The following is a 20,282-nucleotide window of genomic DNA, read 5'->3' on the forward strand; positions in this document are numbered from 1 at the left end:
GGTATCGACCTGTGGCTGGCCGATCGCGGATAAATCCGCTCCTACAACAGCCGGCAGCAACGGTGTTTCCCTGTAGGAGCGAGCTTGCTCGCGAACGGAGTTCCCGGCAGCACTGGCGCTGGGCGGTTCGCGAGCAAGCTCGCTCCTACGAAAAAGCCGTCAGCGGAGTCAGGCGCTGCGCGGCACCCGGTTCAGTTCCACGACATTGTCACGGCGCTGGGCTAGAAAACGGGTGCAGCTCACCCGCAGGAAGGAAGCGAAGTTCACCACCTCCCCGCGATAGTCCATTACCTCGTCATAGAGCTTGGTGATCAGTTGATTGGTGGTCATGCCGTCCACCTCGGCGATCTCGCGCAGGATGTCCCAGAACTGGTTCTCCAGGCGCAGTGTGGTGACCACGCCACGGATGCGCAGCGAGCGGGAGCGCGACTCATAGAGAATCGGGTCGGCCTTTACGTAGAGTTCGCACATGGACGGCTTCTCCAGCTTCGATGAGGGGCCAGTTTACAGGCTGATCTTCGTGCCCAGCACGTCGAGGAACTTCGCCAGCCAGGCCGGGTGCGCCGGCCACGCGGGCGCGGTCACCAGATTGCCGTCGACATGGGCGGCATCCACCGGGATGTCCACGTACTCGCCACCCGCCAGCTTCACTTCCGGGCCACAGGCTGGGTAAGCACTGCAGGCGCGGCCCTTGAGCACACCGGCAGCGGCCAGCAACTGGGCGCCATGGCAGACGGCGGCGATGGGTTTCTTCGCGGCATCGAAGGCTTTCACCAGTTCGATCACCTTGGCGTTCAGGCGCAGGTATTCCGGGGCGCGGCCGCCAGGGATCAGCAGCGCGTCGTAATCCTCAGCGCGCACCTCGGCGAAGGTGGCGTTCAGCGCGAAGTTGTGGCCCGGCTTCTCGCTGTAGGTCTGGTCGCCTTCGAAATCGTGGATGGCAGTGCGGATGCTCTGGCCAGCCTTCTTGTCCGGGCAGACGGCATGGACGGTATGCCCGACCATCAGCAGTGCCTGGAACGGCACCATGGTTTCGTAGTCTTCGGCGTAGTCGCCGACCAGCATCAGGATCTTCTTCGCGGCCATCGTGGGCATCCTCCCGGCAGGGCCCGGCCGTGGTGACCGGGCATGCGGGAGAGCTTAGTCAGTCGCGCAATCGGCGGGTAATAAGCCGCTACTACAGCGCATCACCTCAGAGGCCGATGCGCTCGAAAAAGCCCGGCCCCTCGACGGTCTTGCCGCTGGCGGCGATGCTCACCGGCGCCTGCACCTGACGCGTGGCGGGTATCTCCCGCGAGCCCAGCTCATTGCCTACCAGGTTCAACGGGCCGGCGCCCTCCCCGGCGTTGTGCTGGAACTTGGGCGGCGTGTGGGTCTCGTCGTAGCGCAGGTAGTAGACCTGGCCAGCTTTCGCCTCCAGGGCGAAGCCGGAGATCAGGGTGAAGTCCAGGGTGCCGCCCGCGAAGCAGGTCCAGAAGCTGCCCAACAGCGGACGGCGCATCTGCAACTTGTAGCTGCCCGGCGCGAAGCTCATGGCGAAATAGCCGTTGCTCGGCAGGCTGCCGATCAGTTCGTTGTTGAGGAACAGCCCCGGCGCCTCCAGTTCCTCGTCGGACCACTGGTTCTGCGGGCGGTAGATGTACACCGTCGCATGCTGTGGATCGCTCGGCAGCGCGCTGAACATCGGGCCATCGAGCGCACCGAAGAACGCACCGGGAGAACTGCAGCCGGCCAGCAACAGGAGGAAGGCGCACAGGGCCAGTCGGAGCATGGAAAGTCCCTCTTATGGTTATGCCCGGAGCATAACCACGGCGCCGTGCCTTGCCACCCGTCGAAAGTCCGGGTCGATGAGTTCACAGATGTGCAGAGATGGCGCCCCGCTCATCCCGTGCAGTTTGACACTGATCCTCTTCGGACGAAGTATTACCCGGTATTACCTTTCACTACAGAGGCACCGTTATGGCCACTTCGGTCAAACTCGACGAGGAAATGCTCGCTCGCGTGCGCGAGCTGGCCGAGCTGCGCCAGCGCTCACCGCACTGGATCATGCGCGAGGCGATCGGCCAGTACGTTGTGCGTGAAGAACAGCGCGAAAAGCTCAAGCGCGACACCGAGCAGGCCTGGGAAGAGTTCCAGGCGACCGGCCAGCATGTCACTGCCGAAGCGGTGGAGAACTGGCTGAACAGCTGGGGCGATGAGGACGAACAAGCCGCACCGAAATGCGAGTGATCTACGCACCCGCCGCGCTTCGCGATCTCGAGCGCTTGCGCCGCTTCCTCCGCGAGACCAACCCAACTGCCGCACGCCGCGCCGGCCAGATCATCCTCCAGGCCACCCAGGCACTGGGGGCGCATCCGCAGATGGGGCGGCTGATCGATGACCTGCCCGTGGTTTATCGAGAATGGCCCATCGACTTCGGCGACAGCGGCTACCTGGCTAGATACCGCATCGATGGCGAAACCCTGGTGGTCCTCGCCATCCGCCACCAACGCGAAGCCGGTTACTGATCCAACACCTTGAGGCGCCCCGGCGTGAACTGCTCCGGCCAGTCGCGGCGGGTGAACACCTGACCTTCGCGGCGCACGCGGCGGACTTCGTCCAGGTCCAGGTCGTGCAGCAGCCAGCGGCTGGTTGCCGGCATCAGTTCTTCGCTCAGCGCCAGCACGCCATCGGCGGGCATGCCGTAGTCCGGCGGCACGTAGAGCCCCGCGCGGCCGACGTTTTCGTCCAGCGCCGGCGACCAGGGCGCAAGCCCCACGGTCGGCGAGTGCAGCACGGCGATCTGGTTCTCCAGCGCACGGGCCTGGGCGCCGATGCGCACGCGGTGATAGCCAGCCTCGGTATCCGTGCAACTGGGCGCGAGGATCAGGTCGACCTCCTGCTCGGCGAGGGTGCGCGCCAGCAGCGGGAATTCGTTGTCGTAGCAGATGAGGATGCCCAGCCGACCGAACTCGGTTTCGAACACGCGCAGGCCTTCGCCGCCGACGATGTTCCACTGCTCACGCTCGAAGCGCGTCATCAGCAGCTTGTCCTGGGCGCCGAGCAGGCCCTGCGGGCCAAATAGCCAGGCGCGGTTGCGATACAGGCCGTCATCGTCCAGCACCGGCGCGGAGCCGGGCACCAGGTAGAGATTCAGCCGCCGGGCGATGGATTCGCACAGCGCCAGCCATTTCGGTAACCACGATTGCAGACCGGCGATGGAGCCGTGCAGGTCGCTGCGCTGCGCCTCGGGCAACAGGCCGCTCAACACCAGCCCGGCATATTCGGGCAGCACCAGCAGACGCGCGCCCTGCTCCGCCGCCTCGGCGCACAGGTCTTCGAGGTGCTGCGCGTAGGCCTCCCAGTGTTCGTGCAACTCGATGGCATACTGGCAGGCGGCAACGCGGATCATCAGGTCAGCTCCTTGAGCCAGAAGGACATGGGCTTGGCGCTCTCGCACGGCTCGCCCACGTCGCGCCAGTGGTACTCGGTGTGCAATTCCGGACGGGGGCTGAAGCCCCGGCGCCGCCAGAATTCATCCAGCGTCCGGTAGCCGGCGGGGCGCTCCGGGTGGTCCTGTGGCCGCTGCACCGCGCAGAAGGCACACCAGTCGAAACGCTGCAGCCCGCGTGCATAGCGCTCGCGTTCCTCGAAGAAGCGCAGGCCCAGGCCGGTATTGCGGTACGCCGGTAACAGCACCGACTCGCCGAAGTAGAAGATGTGCTCGGGGTTCCAGCCCTGTTCGAGGAAGGGCCGCTGGAACTCTTCGGTCTCATCCGCAAGCGGCAGGCCGGTGGAAGCGCCGACGACCTGTTTCCCGTCGAGTACCAGCACGCACAGGCTCCAGGGCGAGCGCACGTAGGTATCGAGGTAGTTCGCCTCGTACTCCGGGCTGCCGTCGTAGAGATAGGGATATTCGCGGAACACGGTGATCCGCAGGCGCGCCAGGTCATCGATGAACGGGCGGATGGCGCTGCCGGTGAGCAGGCGGATGTCCGTGGGCATGGTCGTTTTCGTCCGCTGGATGCCGCAAACGGCAAAGTGATGGCCGACGGGTCAACCTATCATGGCCGGCGAGCTCACCTTAAGCCCTACCCGCGACAGGAGCATACCCATGCACGCCAAGGCCCTGATCAGTGCCTACTACGCCGCCTTCAACGCCGGCGACATGCCCGCCTTCCTCAGCCTGCTGCACGACGAGGTGGTACACGACATCAACCAGGGCGAGCGCCAGCATGGCAAGGAGGCCTTCGCGCGCTTCATGGAGCACATGAACCGCTGCTATCGCGAACGCCTGGCGGACATCGTGGTGATGGCCAGCGAGGATGGCACGCGCGGCGCAGCGGAGTTCGTCGTGCATGGTGAATACCTGAGCACCGACGAGGGCCTGCCGCCGGCCAACGGGCAGACCTACGTGCTGCCGGCCGGCGCCTTCTTCGAGATTCGCGACGGCAAGGTCGCGCGGGTGACCAACTACTACAACCTCAATGACTGGCAGGCGCAGGTGGGCTGAACCGGATGCCCAGACGCGGCCTTGATCGCGGATGAATCCGCTCCTACAAGAGCCGCTCACGCCCAGGCCGAACCGTAGGGCGGATAACGTTCGACGTTATACGCCGCTTGACCGTACTGGAGGCACGCTCCGATGCTGATCTCGGAGTCGCAGCCCAGGGCGCTCCGAGCCTGACCATGGCGCCGACAAGATACACGGCGTATCGGCGTACAACCGCGAACGGTTGTACGCCCTACGTTCCTGCACCGTGCGCACCGATAGCCGGCCCTTGTCCGCGAACCCCGCAGGCTGACTCCAGGGCTCAGCTCTCCGTCACCGCCCTCGACCGCGATGGCGGCGCCGGCAGCAGATGCCGCACCAGCCACTTGCGCACCGGCACCACGCAGCGCTCCTGCACCAGCACGCAGCTGGTCACCATGAACAGCAGGAACAGCGGGTATAGCCACAACGACAGCGGCTGGCGGGTCGCCTCGTCGACGCAGAAGGCCCAGTCGGCCAGGCAATCCCCCGGTGCGCGGATCAGCTTCTCGGTCCGCGAGAACAGGGTGAACAACGGCACATGCAAGGCGAACAGCGACAGCGACGCCGCCCCCAGGCGCGGCGACCAGCGCCGGATCAAGCTGCTGCGCGGATCGCGCGGCAACGCACTGAGGTACACCAGCATCAACTGCGCCGGCAGCAGCAGGCCGTTGTGCAGCAGGAAGTACCAGAACTTGGCGCCGTGGGTGTAGAGGTAGTCCGCCACCAGGAAATTCACCAGCACGAACGCCCCCATGGATAGCGCCAGCCCGCGACCCGGCGTGTGACCGGCATCCTTGTACTGGCGGAACAGTCCATAGGCGAGGATGCCACCGAGGAACTCCGGCAGGCGCAGCAGCGGATTGCGGTGCAGCAGGCCGGTCCAGGGCATGCCGTATTCCTGGCTGGCCACCACCAGCAACGGCGGCACCAGGTACAGCAGCCAGAGGATGACCAGCAGGCGCCACTTGTGCCGCACCCGCGCCAGCCGCGGCGCGACATAGGGGAAGCAGAGGTAGAAGAAGAACAGCGTCGACAGCGACCAGAGCGGCGCGTTGAAGGTCAGGTAGTACGGATTCCACGCCTGCATCATGGTGAGTTGCAGGATGCTGTTGAACAGCAGCTCGCGGTCGCTCATCCAGTGATGGAACAGCTGCGGCTGCAGGCGCCCGATGACCTCGTTGGTGTCATAGATGACGAAGCGCGGCGTGGCCTGGTCCAGGTCCGGGCCTATGCCCAGGCCGCTGACTACCAGCAGCACGGCGATGGTCAACAGGATCGAAAAGATGTGCAGCGGATAGAGGTTGGACAGCCGCTTGGTGAAGAAGCTGCGCGGGCTCTCCCGCAGTTGCCCGTCACTGACATAGACGTGGCAGAGCAGAAAGCCCGACAGCACGAAGAAGGTGCTGGTGGCAAAGAAGCCCAGACTGGTCAGGTCATCGAGACCGGCGAATTTCTGCTCCGTCGGGTAGCTGTGCAGGGTGTGGTAGATCACCACGTAGAGGCCCAACAGGAAGCGCAGCCACTCCAGGCCGATGAAGCGTTCCTTCTGACTCGTACTCAACGCCGCTCTCCTCTTCGAAAAATCGGTTCGGGCGCTCCACCGGATCAGCGCCGGCGGTCGAGAAAAGTCACCACCAGCCGGTCCAGGGAACCCCATAGCCGTTCACGCAGGCGCTTCCACCAGGGCCGGGCATGCCAGCTGCCGAGGTCTATCTCGCGGCTCTGCTCGAAGTCAGCGCGCAAACAATCGGCGACCGCCGCAGTGAACTGTGGATCGAACGCTTCTACATTGGCCTCCAGATTGAAGCGAAGGTTCCAATGATCGAAGTTGCAGGAGCCGACACTGGCCCAATCGTCGACCAGTACCATCTTCAGATGAAGAAAGCGTGGCTGGTACTCGTATATCCGCACGCCGGCGCGCAGCAAGCGTGGGTAGTAGCGCTGGCCGGCATAGCGCACCGGCGCATGGTCGGTGAGCCGCCCGGTGAGCAACAGGCGCACATCGACACCGCGCTGGGCCGCCTTGCGCAGCGCGCGACGGACCTTCCAGGTCGGCAGGAAGTACGGCGTCGCCAGCCACACCCGCTGGCGCGCCCCACGCAATGAGCGCACCAGCGCCTGGAGGATGTCACGGTGCTGGCTGGCGTCGGCGTATGCGACCCGCGCCATGCCATCCCCTTCGCTGGGTCGAGGCGGCAGGCGGGTCAGCAGGACTTCCTCGCGCGGCTTCCACGCCCGCACGCCAAAGGTGGCGTGCCACTGGCGCTCGAACAGGCGCTGCCAGTCGGCGACGACGGTGCCGGTCATCTCCACCATCACCTCGTGCCAGTCGCTGCGGTTTTCCCGCGCCGACCAGAACTCGTCGGTGGCACCGGTCCCTCCGACATAGGCGATGCGCTCGTCCACCAGCAGCAGCTTGCGATGGTCGCGGTAAAGATTGCGCAACCCGGCCTTCCAGTTCAGCGGGTTGTAGTGGCGCAGCTCGCCGCCAGCCTCCACCAGCTGCCGCGTCCAGGCGTTGGAAAGCTTCAGGCTGCCGAAGGCGTCGAACAGGCAGCGTACCCGCACACCTCGCGCGCGGGCGGCCAGCAAGTGGTCCAGCAATGCCTCGGCGCAGCTGCCGCTCTCCACCAGGTAGAGTTCCAATTCGACTTGCCGCTCGGCGCCGTCGATGGCCTCGAACATGCGCGGAAAGAAGCACTCTCCATCACAGAGCAGGGCGAAGCGATTGCCGCTTCGCCAGGGAAAGATCGGGCCGCTCACCGCGAGGCGAAGATCAGCACGGCGCCCACCGGCACCGACAGGCCGATGCTTTTCAGCCCGGCCAGTTTGCGCAGCTGGGCCACGCCCGGCGCCAGGCCGAAGTCAGCGGCATTGACCACCAGCGGCGAGAGAGTCACCACCTGGAAGCGGTGCTCGTCCAGGCGGGTGATCAGCACGTCGGTGCGGTAGTCCCTGGATTGTCCACGCAGCTCCAGACGCAGCGGCAGGCGCATCTCCATCTGCACGCCGCTGGCCAGATCGGTGATCGGCCGCAGGTCCAGGCGGGCGGTGATCCGCGCATCCGGGTACTTCTCGGTCTCGAACAGCTTCTCGCGCACCCGCTCGTCGCGCAGCGGAATGCCGGTGCTCACCGAGTCCATCTCGATGCGCAGCTCGGCCTGCCCCTGCTCGTCGACCTTGCCGTGCATCACCAGGAAGCGGCTCACCTCGGCGATGTCGGTGTTCTTGCTGGTGACGAAGGTCAGCCGCGACGACTCGTAGTCGAGGTACCAGGCGGCCTGGGCGGAAGCGGCGAAACAGGCCGCGAGGAGGAAGGCGAACAGCGAGCGCATGAAATCCCTTACATGAGAAACGGACGGATCAACGGCCAACGATAGCGGCCGCGCGGCGGCTTGCAAACCAGCCAAGCGGCGAGCCCATTGGGCAGGCGGCGGCGCCAATGGTTCAGTCGGCCAGCAGCGCGGGAATCCCCGCGACCAGCGCATCGATGGCGCAGCGGATCTTCGACGGCATGTAGCGGGTCTTGGGCCACACCGCATGGATGTCCAGCGGCGGCAACCGGCAGCGCCCCTTCACCACCACCAGCTCGCCACGCTTCACGTGCCGCGCCAGCAGCCAGGTCGGCAGGCGTGCCAGGCCAAAGCCGGCCACGGCGGCGGCGGTGATGGCCTGCAGGTCGTCCATGCTCAGCTGCGGGTCCATCTCGATGCGCCTGGCATAGCCGTCGTCATCACGCATGTCCCAGGGCGAGGTGACGCCCGCGACGGAATAGCTGATGGACGCGTGGCCGACGAGATCGTCCAGGTGGTCGGGCATGCCATGCTCGGCAATGTACGACGGCGCGGCGCCAATGCCGGTGTACTGCACGCCCAGCTTGCGTGCGGCAAGTGTGGCGCTGTCGCTCAGCGGGCCGATGCGCACGGCCAGGTCGATGCCCTCTTCCACTAGGTCGACGCGGCGGTCGGTGAACGACAGGTCGATCTTCAGCGATGGATACTGCCGCGCCAGCTCCAGCATCAGCGGCGCCACGCAGAGGTGGCCGAAGGAGATCGGCACACTGACCCGCAAGCGCCCGCGCGGCTCCCTGCGGCCGCCCTCCAGCGCCGTGTGCGCGGCGTCCAGCTCCGCCAGCGCGCGTACGCAGCTGTCGTAGAACACCTGGCCGTCGTCGGTGAGGTTCTGGCTGCGCGTGGTGCGCTGCAGCAGGCGCACGCCCAGGCGCGCCTCCAGCCGGGCGATGGCCTTGCCCACCGCGGAGCGCGTGAGATTCAGCCGCTCCGCCGCGAGGGCGAAGCTGCCGGCATCCACCACCTGGACGAAGGTGGCGATGCCATCGAGTCGGTCATCCATCGCCCTGCCCTTTTGCATCCTGAGAAGACCTAATGATGGGACGAAATGGAGCCAATGGGGAACCCCATTCTTTTCGACAATGGTGGCTCGCCAAACGGAGCCCACTCCCATGACTGCCCACCACAACCCCAGAAACCTCATCGCCCTGGCGGCGGTGTGCCTGTCCTCGATGATGTTCGGCCTGGAAATCTCCAGCGTGCCGGCCAGCCTGCCGGCGCTGGAGCGCGTGCTGCACGGCGACTTCCAGGACCTGCAATGGGTGATGAACGCCTACACCATCGCCGTCACCAGCGTGCTGATGGCCGCCGGCACCCTGGCCGACCGCTTCGGCCGCAAGCGCCTGTTCGTCATCAGCCTGGCGCTGTTCGGCCTCACCTCGCTGCTCTGCGGGCTGGCAACCAGCATGCCAGCCATGATCGCCGGGCGCTTCCTGCAGGGCGCCGCCGGCGGGGTCATGCTGATCTGCCAGGTGGCGGTGCTGACCAGCCAGTTCAGCGACCCGGCCGAGCGCGTCCGCGCCTTCGCCGCCTGGGGCGTGATCTTCGGCATCGGCCTGGGCTTCGGACCGATCATCGGCAGCGCCATCGTCGCCCTGGCCAGTTGGCAGTGGGTGTTCCTGGTGCACGGGCCACTCGCCCTGCTCACCCTGGCGCTGGCGCAGTACGGCGCGGTGGAATCCCGCGACCCGGACGCCGAAAGGCTCGACCTGGGCGGCATGCTGACCCTGTCGCTGGCCGTGCTCGGCACCGTCTTCTACATCATCCAGGGTGCCGACATGGGCTTCGCCAGCCCGGCCGCACTGACGATCCTGTTGATCAGCTTCGCCTGCCTGGTGGCCTTCATCGCCATCGAACGCCGCGTGGCGCACCCGATGTTCGACTTCTCCGTGCTGCGCATCCGCGCCTTCTCCGGCGCCATGTTCGGCTCGGCGGGAATGAACGTGAGCTTCTGGCCGTTGATGATCTACCTGCCGGTCTACTACCACGGCGTGCTCGGCTACGACGACGTGAAGGCCGGCTGGTCGCTCCTGTCCTATACCCTGCCGACGCTGGTGGTGCCGCCGATCGCCGAGCGTCTGGCCCATCGCTTCCAGCCCGGCTGGGTGATTCCGGGCGGGATGTTCGTGATCGGCGCCGGCTTCTTCCTGATGCTCTGGGGCAGCGCGGTGGACCACGCGAGCTGGCTGACGCTGCTGCCGGGCTGCGTGCTCGCCGGCATCGGCCTGGGGCTGACCAACACCACGGTGACCAACACCTCCACCGCCGCCGTACCCGCCGCCCGCGCCGGCATGGCCTCGGGCATCGACATGAGCGCGCGGATGATTTCCCTGGCGATCAACATCGCAGTGATGGGTCTGATCCTGCTCTGGGGCGTCGCCGCGGGACTGCCGGACGAGGCAGGCGACGAGCGTCTGCAACTGGCCGCCAGCATCGCCAGCGGCCAGTTGGGCAGCGACGATCCCGTCGGCGCACGGGCAGCGCTGGTGCAGGGCTTCGCCTGGGTGCTCGGGTATGGCGGCGTCAGCGCCTGGCTGTTCGCGGCGGGCAGTTTCCTGGTCTTCGGCGCACATCGGACGATGGGGCGTAGACTGGAAGTCGCCCGATCCTGAAACGCAGGAGAATCGCCATGAAGACCGCCCTGCTGTTCGCACTCATCCTCGCCACCTCCGCCAGCTGCGGGTTCGGCTTTCAGGTACAGCATCAGGCGCCCTCTTTCGCGGTCAGCGCACCGGTCTGATTGCACTTCCCGTATCCGCGATCAGCCGGCAATACCGGCATTGGATGGGTTCGTGAGCAAGCTCACTCCTACGAAGAGCTCCTGTAGGAGCGAGCTTGCTCGCGAACCGCTTGGCACGATGCTGATCGCGGACAGAGTCCGCTCCTACGAGATGCATCTGCGCTCGGGTTGGCCCTCACCCTAACCCTCTCCCAGGGGGAGAGGGGACCGTCCAGTGCAGGATGAAACTACTATGTCAGCCGGCACGATCTGGCTCCCTCTCCCTGAGGGAGAGGGCTGGGGTGAGGGGGAAAGCCCTGGCACAGATTCAGCCGGGACAAGATAGTTGCTCCTACAAAAGCCATCACGGCGCCTGCTTGATCACCTGGCGGAACCCCAGCACCGCGAACACCGGCACCTCCGGGGTGATCGACGGGAGGTTGGCGACCTCCTTGAGCGGCGCAAGCTTCTCCTCCAGATCGAAGTCGATCAGCTTGAGCACCAGCGGCTCCAGGGTCGTCACCTCGATACGCTCCTCGCTGGGCCGACTGACCAGCACTTCGGCTTTCAACCTGCGCTGCTGGCCGTGCAGGTCGAGGTTGAAGTCGATGGTTTCCGGCCGCGACTGGCCCACCTGCAGGTCATCGTAGAGGCTCAGGTCGAGCTGGCTGGTGATGGTTGCGTCCGGGTAGCGCTCGACCTCGAAGAAGGAGTTGCGCATGCGCTCGTCGCGCAGCGCCAGGCCGCTGTCGATGGAGGCCAGCGACACGACGAGGCGCACCGCGCCCTTGTCGTCGATCTGCCCGGAAAGCTGGTCGAAGCGCTGGACCTCCGCCATCTTGCCGCGCTTGACCGAGACAAAGCTGATCCGCGAGGTGTCGCCGTCCAGTTGCCACTCGGCCAGTGCCAGGGGGCTGGCCAGGATCAGCAGCGCCCCCATCAGCGCGCATTTCAGAGAAGACATCGTTCCTCCAGAGCGGGTCGCCCCCGCTCCGTGGAACGTACCCGTCAGTGGGTGCCCGAATCGGGCAATTCATCTGCCTGGGGCATCAGCTGGCATCCTTCGCGCGCGCCGAGCCAGGCGGCTGTCTGGGTACTGCCGAGGCCGCGGGCGGTCACCCGCTTGCGCGCTTCGTCGTCGAAGAATCCGCTGGTCGGCACGTACTGCTTCGTATAGGCCCGGCAATAGTCCGCCGAGTTCCCCATAACGTACCGGCAGGAGCAGTACTCCTTGGCGGTGTAGGCGCCGATGATGCCGGGGAAGGCGGCGAGGTGGACGCGGTTCTGCCAGGCCGTGGCGGCGAGCATGAGCACCAGCAGGACCAGCGCGGTGAGGACCGGATGACGACGGATCATGGCTGCACCTCCCCGTGGGCGAAGGCCGCCTGGGCGAGCTTGAGGAAGGCGTCATGCTGGTAGCTGCCGTCGCGGTCGTCGGCGTAGCGCACGATCACCAGTTTCTCCTCCGGGATCACGTAGAGCGCCTGGCCCCAGTGACCGAGGGCGGCGAAGGTGTCTTCCGGTGCGCTCGGCCAGGGCGCGGGAGCGCCGGCCACCGCGCGGTTCAGCCACCACTGGCCGCCGGGCACCGCTTCGCCGGGTTTTTCCGCCTGCGGTTTGTAGTTGGGGAATGGCGCAAGGACGAACTGCAGCCAGGCCTGCGGCAACAGCTGGCGGTCCTTCCAGCGACCGCCGCGTTGCATCAGCAGGCCGATGCGGGCCATGTCGCGGGCGGTCATGTAGGCGTAGGAGGAGCCCACGAAGGTGCCGCTGGCGTCGCGTTCCCACACCGCCGACTGGATGCCCAGGGGCTGGAACAGTGCGGTCCAGGGATAGTCCGCATAGGCTTGCGGGCCGACCATCTGCTTGAGGGTCGCCGAGAGCACGTTGCTGTCGCCGCTGGAATAGCGGAAGCGCTGCCCCGGAATCGCATCGAGCGGGAAGTCCGCGGCGAATTTCGCCATGTCATCGCGGCCACGGGTGTAGAGCATCGCCACCACCGAGGAGCGCACCGGGGCATATTCGTAGTCCTCCTGCCAGGCCAGGCCCGAGGCCCAGTTGAGCAGGTGGCGCATGTGGATATCGCGGTGCGCGGCGAACGGCGCGTAGTGGCTCGCCACCGGGTCGTCGAGCTGGAAACGGCCCTCGCCGAAGGCCACGCCGAGCACGCTGGCCATCACGCTCTTGCTCATCGACCAGGCCAGGTGCGGCGTCTGCGCGCGGGTCGGGCCGGCGTAGCGTTCGTAGATCAGTTGGCCGTCGCGGATCACCACCACGGCGTCGGTGCGCACGCCCTTGCGGGTTGTGTTGTTGCGGGTGGGGAAGGCGTAACTTTCGAAGGCCTGGACGGCGGCACCGCTGGGCGTGGTGCCGTGGGGCCAGTCGGCCTCGGGCCAGGTGTCGCTGCCAAAGGCGTGGCCACCGAGCAGGCAACTGGCGAGCGCCAGGGCACGCAGCAGCGGCCTGCGCGAGGGAAAGCGCGGGAAGGTGGGCATCAGGGGGCCTCTTGTTATCGGGTCGGCCCGCACCCTAGCACGGCGAAGATGACGGATTAAGCGCCGATCGTGCCTACTTCAAGGACGATTGGCGCAATCGGTCAGCGACTCTCGCGATCTGCTGCGCGTTGGCAGAACTGCGGCTCTCAGCGCGGTACCTGATAGTCCTCCGGCCCCAGCAGGTCCATGCCGCACTGCAGGTTTTCGATCCAGTAGAGGAAGGCGCTGATCATGGCCTTGCCGACGAAGGGCCGGCCGTGCTGCGGCACGATCATCTCGACGTCCATGCCGCGCACCATCGAAGCCCAGAGCCGGGCGACCTTGTTGGAGGCCATGTAGCGGCGGTGGAAGCCTTCCATGTGCGGCAGGTGCGCGGCAAAGTCCTGCACGGGGCTGGCGTCGTCCACCAGGGAGGCGCCCATGTCGCCGGAGAAGAGGATCTTGCTCACCGGGTCATAAACCTGGAAGTTGCCCACCGAATGCAGGAAGTGCGCGGGGATCATCTTCAGCTGGCAACGCCCCAGTTGCACGGACTCACCACGGTCGGGCAACGGGATGACCCGGTCATAGGTGGAGATGCCGTGGCTGACCGCCAGGTAGTTGGCCGTCAGGTGCGGCAGGAAGCGTGCCCAGAGCTTGGAGCAGATGACCTGGGCACGGGTGTGCAGCAGCCACTTGTCGAGCGCGGCGATGATGTCCGGGTCCTGGTGCGAGGCGAAGATGTAGTCCAGTTCCTGCAACGGGAACAGCTTGGACAGCTCCAGCGACAGCGGGGTGTAAGTAAGGTCGCCGCCCGGATCGAGCAACAGGCGCTTGCCATGGTCGACGATCAGGAATTGGTTGGACTGCACCCCATCGCCGCTCACCAGATCGTCGAAACACAGGCACTGGTGTTTGCCGTCGTCGAACAGCACGATGGGTTCGCGTCGCATGGGGGGATTTCCTGTCGAGAGTAGTGGGCGGAAAACAGTGGGTAGCCGTGCGGAAATTTCTGGGTACAACCTCAGAAACGGCCGCAAAGGCTAACCAGCCCGCCCCCGGTACTCACTGACCTGGATCAAGCCCCAACACCGCCCTCGCCTTTTCCAGGCGCTTGGCCCGTGCCACGCCGGCGATCGCCAGGACGCCACGGTCGCGCTGCCAGACTGCCGCCAGCGCCGGATCGGCCGTGGCGAACGCGGCATCCAGTGCCGCGGACAGCCCCTCGAACTGGCTGAACACCCCGGCCAGCAACAGATGGGTTTCCGCCTGGCCGGCCGGTTGCCGGCTCACCTCCGCGCAACCGGCCAGTACGCCGACCAGTCGCAGCGTCAGCTCCGCCGGCCAGTGCAGTTCGTTGGCCAGGCCGTAGAGCCAGGCGCAGAGGGCCGCCAGCACATGGGTGTCTTCCAGGGTGCGGAAGGGTTTGCTGTAAGTCTCCCAGCCATCCCCGGGCAGGCGCTCACAATGGGCGCCATCGAGCAGCAGGCGGGCATGGGGGATGTCCGGCAGCAACGGCAAGGCCGGCAACGGTTCAAGCGTCGCGCCGGGCGCGCCGGCCTGCACCACGGCCATCGCCAAGCGCGGGGCCTCGCCTTCGTCCTCATCGCGCGCCGCCACCAGCCACCAGGCTGCGCGGTCGGCGGCGGTGGCGAAGTCTTTCTGGCCATGCAGCACCAGGCCCTCCAGGCGGGTCTGCAGGTCCGCCGGGCGCACGCTCTTCTTCTCGGTCACGCACAGCGCGCCCAGGCTCAGCGGCGCCGCCGGCCACAGGGCGCGCAAGGCCGCCTGGTAACCGGCGAGAAAGGCCAGCCCCGGGGTGGCCGCCAGGCGTCCGCCGAGCACTGCCAGTTCGAAGCTGCCGACGGCGCCGGCGCGTTCGAGCAACTCGGCGTACCAGTCGTCCAGGGGGACTCCGGCGGGCAGTCGATCCTGCGGGCCGAGCAGGCATTTCCAGGGCATCGTGGCGCTCCTTCTCCAGGGCTTTCGTCGTTGTCATACAAGCATCACCGCACCGTCATGGGGGTGACACCGCTCATTCCTAGCCTGAGCTTGCACAACAAAGCCGACCGGCCGCAACCCGCATGGCCGGTTCACGGAGGCACTCGCATGAGTCAGATCGCCCTCTCCTGTGACACCCCGGCAGAACGCCGTCTCAAGGCCGTGCGTCTGCGCGGCGCCCGCGCCCTGCGCGAAGCCCAGGCCCTGCGTTACCGCGTGTTCAGCAGCGAGTTCGATGCCCAGCTCAAGGGCGCGGACCAAGGCCTGGACATGGACGACTACGACCGTCACTGCGCCCACATCGGCGTGCGCGACCTGAACACCGGCGCGCTGGTGGCCACCACCCGCCTGCTCGACCACTGCGCCGCCCAGCGTCTGGGCCGCTTCTACAGCGAGGAAGAGTTCGCTCTCGACGGCCTGGACGACCTGCAGGGCCCGGTGCTGGAAATCGGCCGCACCTGCGTCGACCCCGACTACCGCAACGGCGGCACCATCGCCGTGCTGTGGAGCGAACTGGCCGAAGTGCTCAATGAGGGCGGCTACCGCTACCTGATGGGCTGCGCCAGCATCCCCATGCGCGACGGCGGCATCCAGGCCCGCGCGGTGATGCAACGCCTGCGCGACCGTTACCTGTGCCAACAGAACCTGCGCGCCGAGCCCAAGACCCCGCTGCCGCCCATGGAAGTGCCGGACAACCTCACCGCCGAACTGCCGCCGCTGCTCAAGGCCTACATGCGCCTGGGCGCGAAGATCTGCGGCGAGCCCTGCTGGGACCCGGACTTCGGCGTCGCCGACGTGTTCATCCTGCTCAAGCGCGACGAGCTCTGCCCACGCTACGCCCGCCACTTCAAGGCGGCGGTGTGATGCGCAGCCTGCGCGCCTGGCTGCGCGTCGCCCGCCTCCTGCTGGTGCTGACGCTGGGCATGGCGCTGGCCTGCTTCGTCACCCTGCTGGAACGCCTGCCCGGCCGCGACTGGATGCCCTTGCGCCAGCGCCTGACCCGCTGGTTCCTGGCACGCCTCACCGCCGCCCTGCCCTTCGAGGTCAAGGTGCACGGCGAGCTGCCCAGCCAGCCGATGCTGTGGGTCTCCAACCATGTGTCCTGGGTCGATATCCCGCTGCTCGGCGCACTGTTGCCGCTGACCTTCCTGTCCAAGGCGGAAGTGCGCCAGTGGCCGGTGGCCGGCTGGCTGGCGGAAAAAGCCGGCACCCTGTTCATCCGCCGCGGCTCGGGCGATGCCCGGATGGTCAATGCGCAACTGGCCACCCAGCTCGCGCGCGGTCGTTCGCTGCTGGTCTTCCCGGAAGGCACCACCACCGATGGCCAGGGCCTGCGCACCTTCCACGGCCGCCTGATGGCCAGCGCCATAGAAGCCGGCGTGCCGGTGCAACCGGTGGCGCTGCGCTACCGGCGCAACGGCCAGGCGTGCGAACTCGCCCCCTTCATCGGCGATGATGATCTGGTCAGCCACCTGCGGCGGCTGTTCGGTAATGATCGGGGCGTGGTGGAAATCCACCTGCTGCCGGCACTGTCCAGCGCCCACCAGGATCGCAATCTTCTGGCGCAACAGGCGCGCAACGCGATCCACGCAGTGGTTTGCGACGTGCAGGAAGAACCGGCCATCGCGGCCTGATTCAAGCGGATTGAGAGCAGGAAGGGATGTGGGGATGTGGAGCCCGCCGTAACCTACGGCCGGCGGGTTCCCACTCTGACGAAACGGCTTTCGAACTGCGCCGGGCGGCACCCTCGAGCCGCCCGGTGAAGCCCGAAAACAGTCTCTAGCCGCCGGTCTCCGGCGGCACGACCAGGATGTCACAATCCAGCTCGCGCAGAGCGTAGTCGGCAACACTGCCGATCAGGGCACGCTTGATCCCGCCCATGCCCCGAGTGCCCATGACCAGCAGATCGGGCCGATGCTTGTCGACCATCCGCTGCAGCACGTTGCCCGGCAGCCCGACGGCCACCAGTTGTTCATCGATGCGATCGTCCAGGCGCTCCTCGCGCAGGAAGGTCTTCAGCTCATCCACGGCCTGGCGCGTCTCGGTGCTGACGAACTCGTCGACCCGCTCCTCACTGACCCCGGAGTACTGCATCATGCCCTTGGCCAGCGGGCTGAAGGCGTAGACCCCACGGCGCACGGCACCATCGAGCAGGCCCAGCGTCCCCGCGACATTCACCGCGTTGGCCGAGGCATGGGAAATATCCAGCGCCAGCAGCAGGTCGCGGTATTCGCCGTTCGCCGGCTGGTTGACCACCAGCACCGGCAGTTGGCCGGCGCGCAGCACGCGCTCGACCGTGGTGCCGACGAAGATGTCGCGCAGCACACTCTTGCGATGGGCGCCCATCACCAGCAGCTCAACGTTCTGGCCCTTGGCTGCGGAGAGAATCTCCTGATTCGGATCGCCGCGCTCGACCATCAGCTTCGGGCTGCTGCCGGCCAGCTCGGTGAGTTCGACCAGACGCGCCTCCAGCATCATCTTGACCTGGGTCGCCTCCTGCTCGACCAGCGCGGCCGGTTGGTCCTCATCGACGACGTAGAGTACGGTCCAGGGACAGGCGAAACGCTTGGCGAGTGCCGCCGCGCGGTGCAGGGCCTTTTCCGAACGGCCAGACAAATCCGTTGCGACCATTAACGACTTCATCTTGCTGCTCCTCTCGTCGTCCTTCAGATGGGTCTATTGCACACGCTCCGGCACACCAGGCGGTTGACGCACATCAAGTCAGGCCGGACCGTCCATCGATTCCGGCAGGCTCCTGACGTAGGACTGCAGCTCCGGATAGAACTCGCGGAAGTCGGCGCTCAGCGGCAGGTACAAGCGCTCCAGTTCGTCCCAGGCGCCGTCCAGCAGGGACGGACGCGACAGGCGCCGGGACATCCCGAACACCACGTCCTGCAGCACCTCGAACTGCCGATAACTGCCCAGCCAGTCCTGCGCGGCCATGCGCGGCGCAATGCGGGCCAGGCGCTCCGGCAAGCCGGGCGTGCGGCCCAGTACACCGTAGACCCGATGGGTGAACTGCTCCAGCGGCTCCTCGGAGAAGCGCCCCCAATCACGGGCCAGGCAATGGTCGAAGAACACGTCGAGAAGCACGCCCGCCATGCGCCGACGCTCCTGCGGGAAGCGCGTCTTGGCAATCTGTATCAAAGGATGACTGTCGGTGAAGGCGTCGATGCGCCGATGCACCCGGATGGCCGCCTCGATATCGGCAGGCCATTGGCCGGCGAGCGGGCCTTTGACGAAGTCGCCGTAGAGGCTGCCGAGCAGTTGGGCGGGCCGGTCGCCGCCCAGATGGAGATGCGCGAGGTAGTTCATGGGGCAGAGAGTAGCGCGGATTCATGCCCGACCGTAGGGCGTACAACCGTTCGCGGTTGTACGCCGATACGCCGTGGGCGATATTGGCTCCATGGCCGAGCCCGGCGTGCCCGTCATCGCGGCTCCGTGGCCCAGCCCGGCGTGCTTCTTCTGCCATGGCCAAACGGCGCATAACGTCGAACGCTATACGCCCTACGCCTGTCCCGGCGCGTGGGAGTCATCGCGAACGGAGTCCGCTCCGGCGACGGTGCCGAAGGCTAATATCACGGGTGTCGATCATTACTATCGCCTCAAACGAATTCATATCGTTTTTCACCGATATATAGTTCGTCTCAACGCGATATACCGATGTGCCCATGACTGAACAACCCCCTCTCGATCCTGGTATCGATCTCGACGAAATCTTCAAGGCCCTGGCTCACCCGGTGCGGCGTGACATGCTGCGCTGGCTGAAGGACCCGGAGCGCTACTTCGTCGAGCAGGAGCACCAGTCCTTCGAGATCGGCGTCTGCGCCGGCAAGTTCGACCAGCGCACCGGTCTGTCGCAATCCACCGTCTCCGCGCATCTGGCCACCCTCCAGCGCGCGGGCCTGGTGACCAGTCGAAAAGTCGGCCAGTGGAATTTCTTCAAACGCAATGAAGAAACCATCCAGGCCTTTGTTCGCCACCTGAGCGAAGCGCTGTAACCCGGCTACTGCCAGCCACACCACAACCCACTCTCCAGGAGCAGGCGCATGCCAACTTCGCTTCTCGTCCTCGCTTTGTCCGCGTTTGCCATCGGCACCACGGAATTCGTGATCATGGGCTTGCTGCCCGAGGTCGCGGGCGATCTCTCCGTGACCATTCCCGCCGCCGGCTGGCTGGTCAGCGGTTATGCCTTCAGCGTCGCCATCGGCGCGCCGATCATGGCCCTGCTCACCGCCCGCCTGCCGCGCAAGACCGCGCTGCTGATGCTCATGGGCATCTTCATCCTCGGCAACCTGCTCTGCGCGGTGGCCGCCAACTACGGCCTGCTGATGCTGGCGCGGATCATCACCGCACTGTGCCACGGCGCCTTCTTCGGCATCGGCTCGGTGGTTGCCGCCAGCCTGGTGCCGGCCAACCGCAAGGCGTCCGCCGTGGCCCTGATGTTCACCGGCCTGACCCTGGCCAACGTGCTCGGCGTGCCGGCCGGCACCGCACTGGGCCAGGTCGCCGGCTGGCGCTCGCCGTTCTGGGCGGTGACCCTGATCGGTGTTGTCGCGCTGATCGGCCTGTGGCGCGTGCTGCCGAAAAAGCACGACGAAGAAGCGGTGGATATGCGCAAGGAAGTCGCCGCGCTGCGCAACGGTCCGCTGTGGCTGGCGCTGGCCACCACGGTACTGTTCTCCGCGGCTGTCTTCGCTCCGTTCACCTACGTCGCGCCGCTGCTGGGTGAAGTCACCCAGGTCTCCCCACGCGGCATCACCTGGACCCTGGTGCTGATCGGCCTCGGCCTGACCCTGGGCAACATCATTGGCGGCCGTCTCGCCGACTGGCGCCTGGGCACCACCCTGGCCGGCGTGTTCGCCACCATGGCGATCGTCTCCACCGTGCTGAGCTGGACCAGCGCTTCGCTGATCCCCGCCGAGATCACCCTGTTCATCTGGGCCGCCGCCGCCTTCGCCGCGGTACCCGCCCTGCAGGTCAACGTGGTCCGCGTTGGCGGAGCCGCGCCGAACCTGGTCGCCACCCTGAACATCGGCGCCTTCAACGTCGGCAACGCCATCGGCGCCTGGGTCGGCGGCAGCGTCATCGACCACGGCCTGGGCCTGACCCGCGTGCCCCTGGCCGGCGCCGCAATCGCCGTACTCGCGCTGATCGCCGTGATGATCGCGTTCAGCGGCAAGCCCAACCAGACCCAAACCGTCCTCGATTGATCCTCCACCCTC

The 20,282-nt window shown here is 66.4% G+C and carries 24 protein-coding genes; 8 read left to right on the forward strand and 16 right to left on the reverse strand.

Annotated elements, in window-relative coordinates; genetic code table 11:
* Positions 1-168 precede the first annotated feature (168 nt).
* The 3 genes from O6P39_RS22245 to O6P39_RS22255 all read right to left on the reverse strand — a co-directional run bounded on the left by O6P39_RS22245 (position 169) and on the right by O6P39_RS22255 (position 1,771).
* The gene (locus O6P39_RS22245; RefSeq protein ID WP_275608579.1) at positions 169-471 is read right to left on the reverse strand and encodes a ribbon-helix-helix domain-containing protein; all 303 of its coding nucleotides are present in this window, start codon (positions 469-471) and stop codon (positions 169-171) included.
* Positions 472-504: 33 nt separating this feature from the next.
* Positions 505-1,086 carry a DJ-1/PfpI family protein gene (locus O6P39_RS22250; RefSeq protein WP_275608580.1) on the reverse strand — a complete coding sequence of 194 codons (582 nt, stop codon included), beginning with the start codon at positions 1,084-1,086 and terminating at the stop codon, positions 505-507.
* 106 nt (positions 1,087-1,192) lie between these two features.
* Entirely contained in the window at positions 1,193-1,771 is a 579-nt protein-coding gene (locus O6P39_RS22255) for a DUF2846 domain-containing protein (RefSeq protein WP_275608581.1), read from the reverse strand.
* A 188-nt stretch (positions 1,772-1,959) separates the two neighbouring features.
* On the opposite strand from O6P39_RS22255, the gene O6P39_RS22260 reads away from it, so the two are divergent.
* Together O6P39_RS22260 and O6P39_RS22265 are read left to right on the forward strand one after the other, a co-directional pair.
* The gene (locus tag O6P39_RS22260; protein ID WP_275608582.1) at positions 1,960-2,229 is read left to right on the forward strand and encodes a CopG family ribbon-helix-helix protein; all 270 of its coding nucleotides are present in this window, start codon (positions 1,960-1,962) and stop codon (positions 2,227-2,229) included.
* Positions 2,220-2,507: a type II toxin-antitoxin system RelE/ParE family toxin gene (locus tag O6P39_RS22265; protein WP_275608583.1), complete on the forward strand. Its 288-nt coding sequence runs from the start codon at positions 2,220-2,222 to the stop codon at positions 2,505-2,507. The genes O6P39_RS22260 and O6P39_RS22265 overlap by 10 nt, the downstream gene beginning before the upstream one ends.
* Here O6P39_RS22265 and O6P39_RS22270 read toward each other — a convergent pair.
* Positions 2,501-3,391: a carbon-nitrogen hydrolase family protein gene (locus O6P39_RS22270; protein ID WP_275608584.1), complete on the reverse strand. Its 891-nt coding sequence runs from the start codon at positions 3,389-3,391 to the stop codon at positions 2,501-2,503. The two genes, O6P39_RS22265 and O6P39_RS22270, sit on opposite strands and share 7 nt — an antisense overlap.
* A complete protein-coding gene (locus tag O6P39_RS22275; protein ID WP_275608585.1) occupies positions 3,391-3,984 on the reverse strand; it encodes a GNAT family acetyltransferase in 594 nt (197 codons plus the stop codon). The genes O6P39_RS22270 and O6P39_RS22275 overlap by 1 nt, the downstream gene beginning before the upstream one ends.
* 109 nt (positions 3,985-4,093) lie before the next feature.
* On the opposite strand from O6P39_RS22275, the gene O6P39_RS22280 reads away from it, so the two are divergent.
* The gene (locus O6P39_RS22280; RefSeq protein ID WP_275608586.1) at positions 4,094-4,492 is read left to right on the forward strand and encodes a nuclear transport factor 2 family protein; all 399 of its coding nucleotides are present in this window, start codon (positions 4,094-4,096) and stop codon (positions 4,490-4,492) included.
* Positions 4,493-4,793: 301 nt separating this feature from the next.
* On the opposite strand, the gene O6P39_RS22285 is transcribed toward O6P39_RS22280, so the two are convergent.
* From O6P39_RS22285 to O6P39_RS22300, 4 genes are all read right to left on the reverse strand, one after another.
* Complete coding sequence (locus O6P39_RS22285) at positions 4,794-6,074, reverse strand: acyltransferase (RefSeq protein ID WP_275608587.1); 1,281 nt, start codon at positions 6,072-6,074, stop codon at positions 4,794-4,796.
* A gap of 44 nt (positions 6,075-6,118) precedes the next feature.
* Positions 6,119-7,276 carry a phospholipase D-like domain-containing protein gene (locus O6P39_RS22290; RefSeq protein WP_275608588.1) on the reverse strand — a complete coding sequence of 386 codons (1,158 nt, stop codon included), beginning with the start codon at positions 7,274-7,276 and terminating at the stop codon, positions 6,119-6,121.
* The gene (locus tag O6P39_RS22295) at positions 7,273-7,848 is read right to left on the reverse strand and encodes a YceI family protein (protein WP_275608589.1); all 576 of its coding nucleotides are present in this window, start codon (positions 7,846-7,848) and stop codon (positions 7,273-7,275) included. The genes O6P39_RS22290 and O6P39_RS22295 overlap by 4 nt, the downstream gene beginning before the upstream one ends.
* A 112-nt stretch (positions 7,849-7,960) precedes the next feature.
* Positions 7,961-8,866 carry a LysR family transcriptional regulator gene (locus O6P39_RS22300; protein WP_275608590.1) on the reverse strand — a complete coding sequence of 302 codons (906 nt, stop codon included), beginning with the start codon at positions 8,864-8,866 and terminating at the stop codon, positions 7,961-7,963.
* Between the two features lie 109 nt (positions 8,867-8,975).
* Between O6P39_RS22300 and O6P39_RS22305 the strand changes: the two genes are divergently transcribed.
* Positions 8,976-10,475 (forward strand): MFS transporter, encoded by a 1,500-nt coding sequence (locus O6P39_RS22305; protein WP_275608591.1) that lies wholly within the window; start codon positions 8,976-8,978, stop codon positions 10,473-10,475.
* 471 nt (positions 10,476-10,946) lie between these two features.
* Here O6P39_RS22305 and O6P39_RS22310 read toward each other — a convergent pair whose 3' ends face one another.
* The 5 genes from O6P39_RS22310 to O6P39_RS22330 form a co-directional block, all read right to left on the reverse strand.
* Positions 10,947-11,546 (reverse strand): YceI family protein, encoded by a 600-nt coding sequence (locus O6P39_RS22310; RefSeq protein WP_275608592.1) that lies wholly within the window; start codon positions 11,544-11,546, stop codon positions 10,947-10,949.
* A 44-nt stretch (positions 11,547-11,590) separates the two neighbouring features.
* Positions 11,591-11,938, reverse strand: coding sequence for an amidase (locus tag O6P39_RS22315; protein ID WP_275608593.1), 348 nt, complete (start codon positions 11,936-11,938; stop codon positions 11,591-11,593).
* Positions 11,935-13,077, reverse strand: a complete 1,143-nt coding sequence (locus O6P39_RS22320) for a serine hydrolase (RefSeq protein WP_275608594.1) — start codon at positions 13,075-13,077, stop codon at positions 11,935-11,937. The genes O6P39_RS22315 and O6P39_RS22320 overlap by 4 nt, the downstream gene beginning before the upstream one ends.
* Before the next feature lie 146 nt (positions 13,078-13,223).
* A complete protein-coding gene (locus tag O6P39_RS22325; RefSeq protein WP_275608595.1) occupies positions 13,224-14,009 on the reverse strand; it encodes an MBL fold metallo-hydrolase in 786 nt (261 codons plus the stop codon).
* A 112-nt stretch (positions 14,010-14,121) separates the two neighbouring features.
* Positions 14,122-15,018 carry an acyl-CoA dehydrogenase family protein gene (locus O6P39_RS22330; protein ID WP_275608596.1) on the reverse strand — a complete coding sequence of 299 codons (897 nt, stop codon included), beginning with the start codon at positions 15,016-15,018 and terminating at the stop codon, positions 14,122-14,124.
* 147 nt (positions 15,019-15,165) lie between these two features.
* On the opposite strand from O6P39_RS22330, the gene olsB reads away from it, so the two are divergent.
* Both olsB and O6P39_RS22340 read left to right on the forward strand, forming a co-directional pair.
* The gene (gene olsB / locus O6P39_RS22335) at positions 15,166-15,921 is read left to right on the forward strand and encodes an L-ornithine N(alpha)-acyltransferase (RefSeq protein ID WP_275608597.1); all 756 of its coding nucleotides are present in this window, start codon (positions 15,166-15,168) and stop codon (positions 15,919-15,921) included.
* Positions 15,921-16,691: a lysophospholipid acyltransferase family protein gene (locus O6P39_RS22340; RefSeq protein ID WP_275608598.1), complete on the forward strand. Its 771-nt coding sequence runs from the start codon at positions 15,921-15,923 to the stop codon at positions 16,689-16,691. Before olsB ends, O6P39_RS22340 begins: the two co-directional genes overlap by 1 nt.
* A 145-nt stretch (positions 16,692-16,836) precedes the next feature.
* Here the strand turns inward: O6P39_RS22340 and O6P39_RS22345 are convergent, their stop codons facing one another.
* On the reverse strand, positions 16,837-17,700 hold the full coding sequence (locus tag O6P39_RS22345; protein WP_275608599.1) for a universal stress protein: 864 nt from the start codon (positions 17,698-17,700) through the stop codon (positions 16,837-16,839).
* 78 nt (positions 17,701-17,778) lie between these two features.
* On the reverse strand, positions 17,779-18,372 hold the full coding sequence (locus O6P39_RS22350; RefSeq protein ID WP_275608600.1) for an ACP phosphodiesterase: 594 nt from the start codon (positions 18,370-18,372) through the stop codon (positions 17,779-17,781).
* Between the two features lie 356 nt (positions 18,373-18,728).
* Here O6P39_RS22350 and O6P39_RS22355 point away from each other — a divergent pair, with 356 nt between their 5' ends.
* Both O6P39_RS22355 and O6P39_RS22360 read left to right on the forward strand, forming a co-directional pair.
* Positions 18,729-19,058, forward strand: coding sequence for a helix-turn-helix transcriptional regulator (locus tag O6P39_RS22355; protein ID WP_275608601.1), 330 nt, complete (start codon positions 18,729-18,731; stop codon positions 19,056-19,058).
* Positions 19,059-19,106: 48 nt separating this feature from the next.
* Positions 19,107-20,270: an MFS transporter gene (locus O6P39_RS22360; protein WP_275608602.1), complete on the forward strand. Its 1,164-nt coding sequence runs from the start codon at positions 19,107-19,109 to the stop codon at positions 20,268-20,270.
* Positions 20,271-20,282: the final 12 nt, after the last annotated feature.

It is taken from the genome of Pseudomonas sp. PSE14 (assembly GCF_029203285.1).
GTDB lineage: Bacteria > Pseudomonadota > Gammaproteobacteria > Pseudomonadales > Pseudomonadaceae > Pseudomonas.

Bases quoted from the DNA above. Each gene is read 5' to 3' on its own strand.
- O6P39_RS22340 (WP_275608598.1), top strand. From the start codon at position 15,921: ATGCGCAGCCTGCGCGCCTGGCTGCGCGTCGCCCGCCTCCTGCTGGTG.
- O6P39_RS22265 (WP_275608583.1), top strand. From the start codon at position 2,220: ATGCGAGTGATCTACGCACCCGCCGCGCTTCGCGATCTCGAGCGCTTG.
- O6P39_RS22245 (WP_275608579.1), bottom strand. From the start codon at position 471: ATGTGCGAACTCTACGTAAAGGCCGACCCGATTCTCTATGAGTCGCGC.
- O6P39_RS22270 (WP_275608584.1), bottom strand. From the start codon at position 3,391: ATGATCCGCGTTGCCGCCTGCCAGTATGCCATCGAGTTGCACGAACAC.
- O6P39_RS22300 (WP_275608590.1), bottom strand. From the start codon at position 8,866: ATGGATGACCGACTCGATGGCATCGCCACCTTCGTCCAGGTGGTGGAT.
- O6P39_RS22305 (WP_275608591.1), top strand. From the start codon at position 8,976: ATGACTGCCCACCACAACCCCAGAAACCTCATCGCCCTGGCGGCGGTG.
- O6P39_RS22280 (WP_275608586.1), top strand. From the start codon at position 4,094: ATGCACGCCAAGGCCCTGATCAGTGCCTACTACGCCGCCTTCAACGCC.
- olsB (WP_275608597.1), top strand. From the start codon at position 15,166: ATGAGTCAGATCGCCCTCTCCTGTGACACCCCGGCAGAACGCCGTCTC.
- O6P39_RS22295 (WP_275608589.1), bottom strand. From the start codon at position 7,848: ATGCGCTCGCTGTTCGCCTTCCTCCTCGCGGCCTGTTTCGCCGCTTCC.
- O6P39_RS22255 (WP_275608581.1), bottom strand. From the start codon at position 1,771: ATGCTCCGACTGGCCCTGTGCGCCTTCCTCCTGTTGCTGGCCGGCTGC.
- O6P39_RS22350 (WP_275608600.1), bottom strand. From the start codon at position 18,372: ATGAACTACCTCGCGCATCTCCATCTGGGCGGCGACCGGCCCGCCCAA.
- O6P39_RS22315 (WP_275608593.1), bottom strand. From the start codon at position 11,938: ATGATCCGTCGTCATCCGGTCCTCACCGCGCTGGTCCTGCTGGTGCTC.
- O6P39_RS22320 (WP_275608594.1), bottom strand. From the start codon at position 13,077: ATGCCCACCTTCCCGCGCTTTCCCTCGCGCAGGCCGCTGCTGCGTGCC.
- O6P39_RS22330 (WP_275608596.1), bottom strand. From the start codon at position 15,018: ATGCCCTGGAAATGCCTGCTCGGCCCGCAGGATCGACTGCCCGCCGGA.
- O6P39_RS22355 (WP_275608601.1), top strand. From the start codon at position 18,729: ATGACTGAACAACCCCCTCTCGATCCTGGTATCGATCTCGACGAAATC.
- O6P39_RS22325 (WP_275608595.1), bottom strand. From the start codon at position 14,009: ATGCGACGCGAACCCATCGTGCTGTTCGACGACGGCAAACACCAGTGC.
- O6P39_RS22310 (WP_275608592.1), bottom strand. From the start codon at position 11,546: ATGTCTTCTCTGAAATGCGCGCTGATGGGGGCGCTGCTGATCCTGGCC.
- O6P39_RS22275 (WP_275608585.1), bottom strand. From the start codon at position 3,984: ATGCCCACGGACATCCGCCTGCTCACCGGCAGCGCCATCCGCCCGTTC.
- O6P39_RS22250 (WP_275608580.1), bottom strand. From the start codon at position 1,086: ATGGCCGCGAAGAAGATCCTGATGCTGGTCGGCGACTACGCCGAAGAC.
- O6P39_RS22260 (WP_275608582.1), top strand. From the start codon at position 1,960: ATGGCCACTTCGGTCAAACTCGACGAGGAAATGCTCGCTCGCGTGCGC.
- O6P39_RS22360 (WP_275608602.1), top strand. From the start codon at position 19,107: ATGCCAACTTCGCTTCTCGTCCTCGCTTTGTCCGCGTTTGCCATCGGC.
- O6P39_RS22345 (WP_275608599.1), bottom strand. From the start codon at position 17,700: ATGAAGTCGTTAATGGTCGCAACGGATTTGTCTGGCCGTTCGGAAAAG.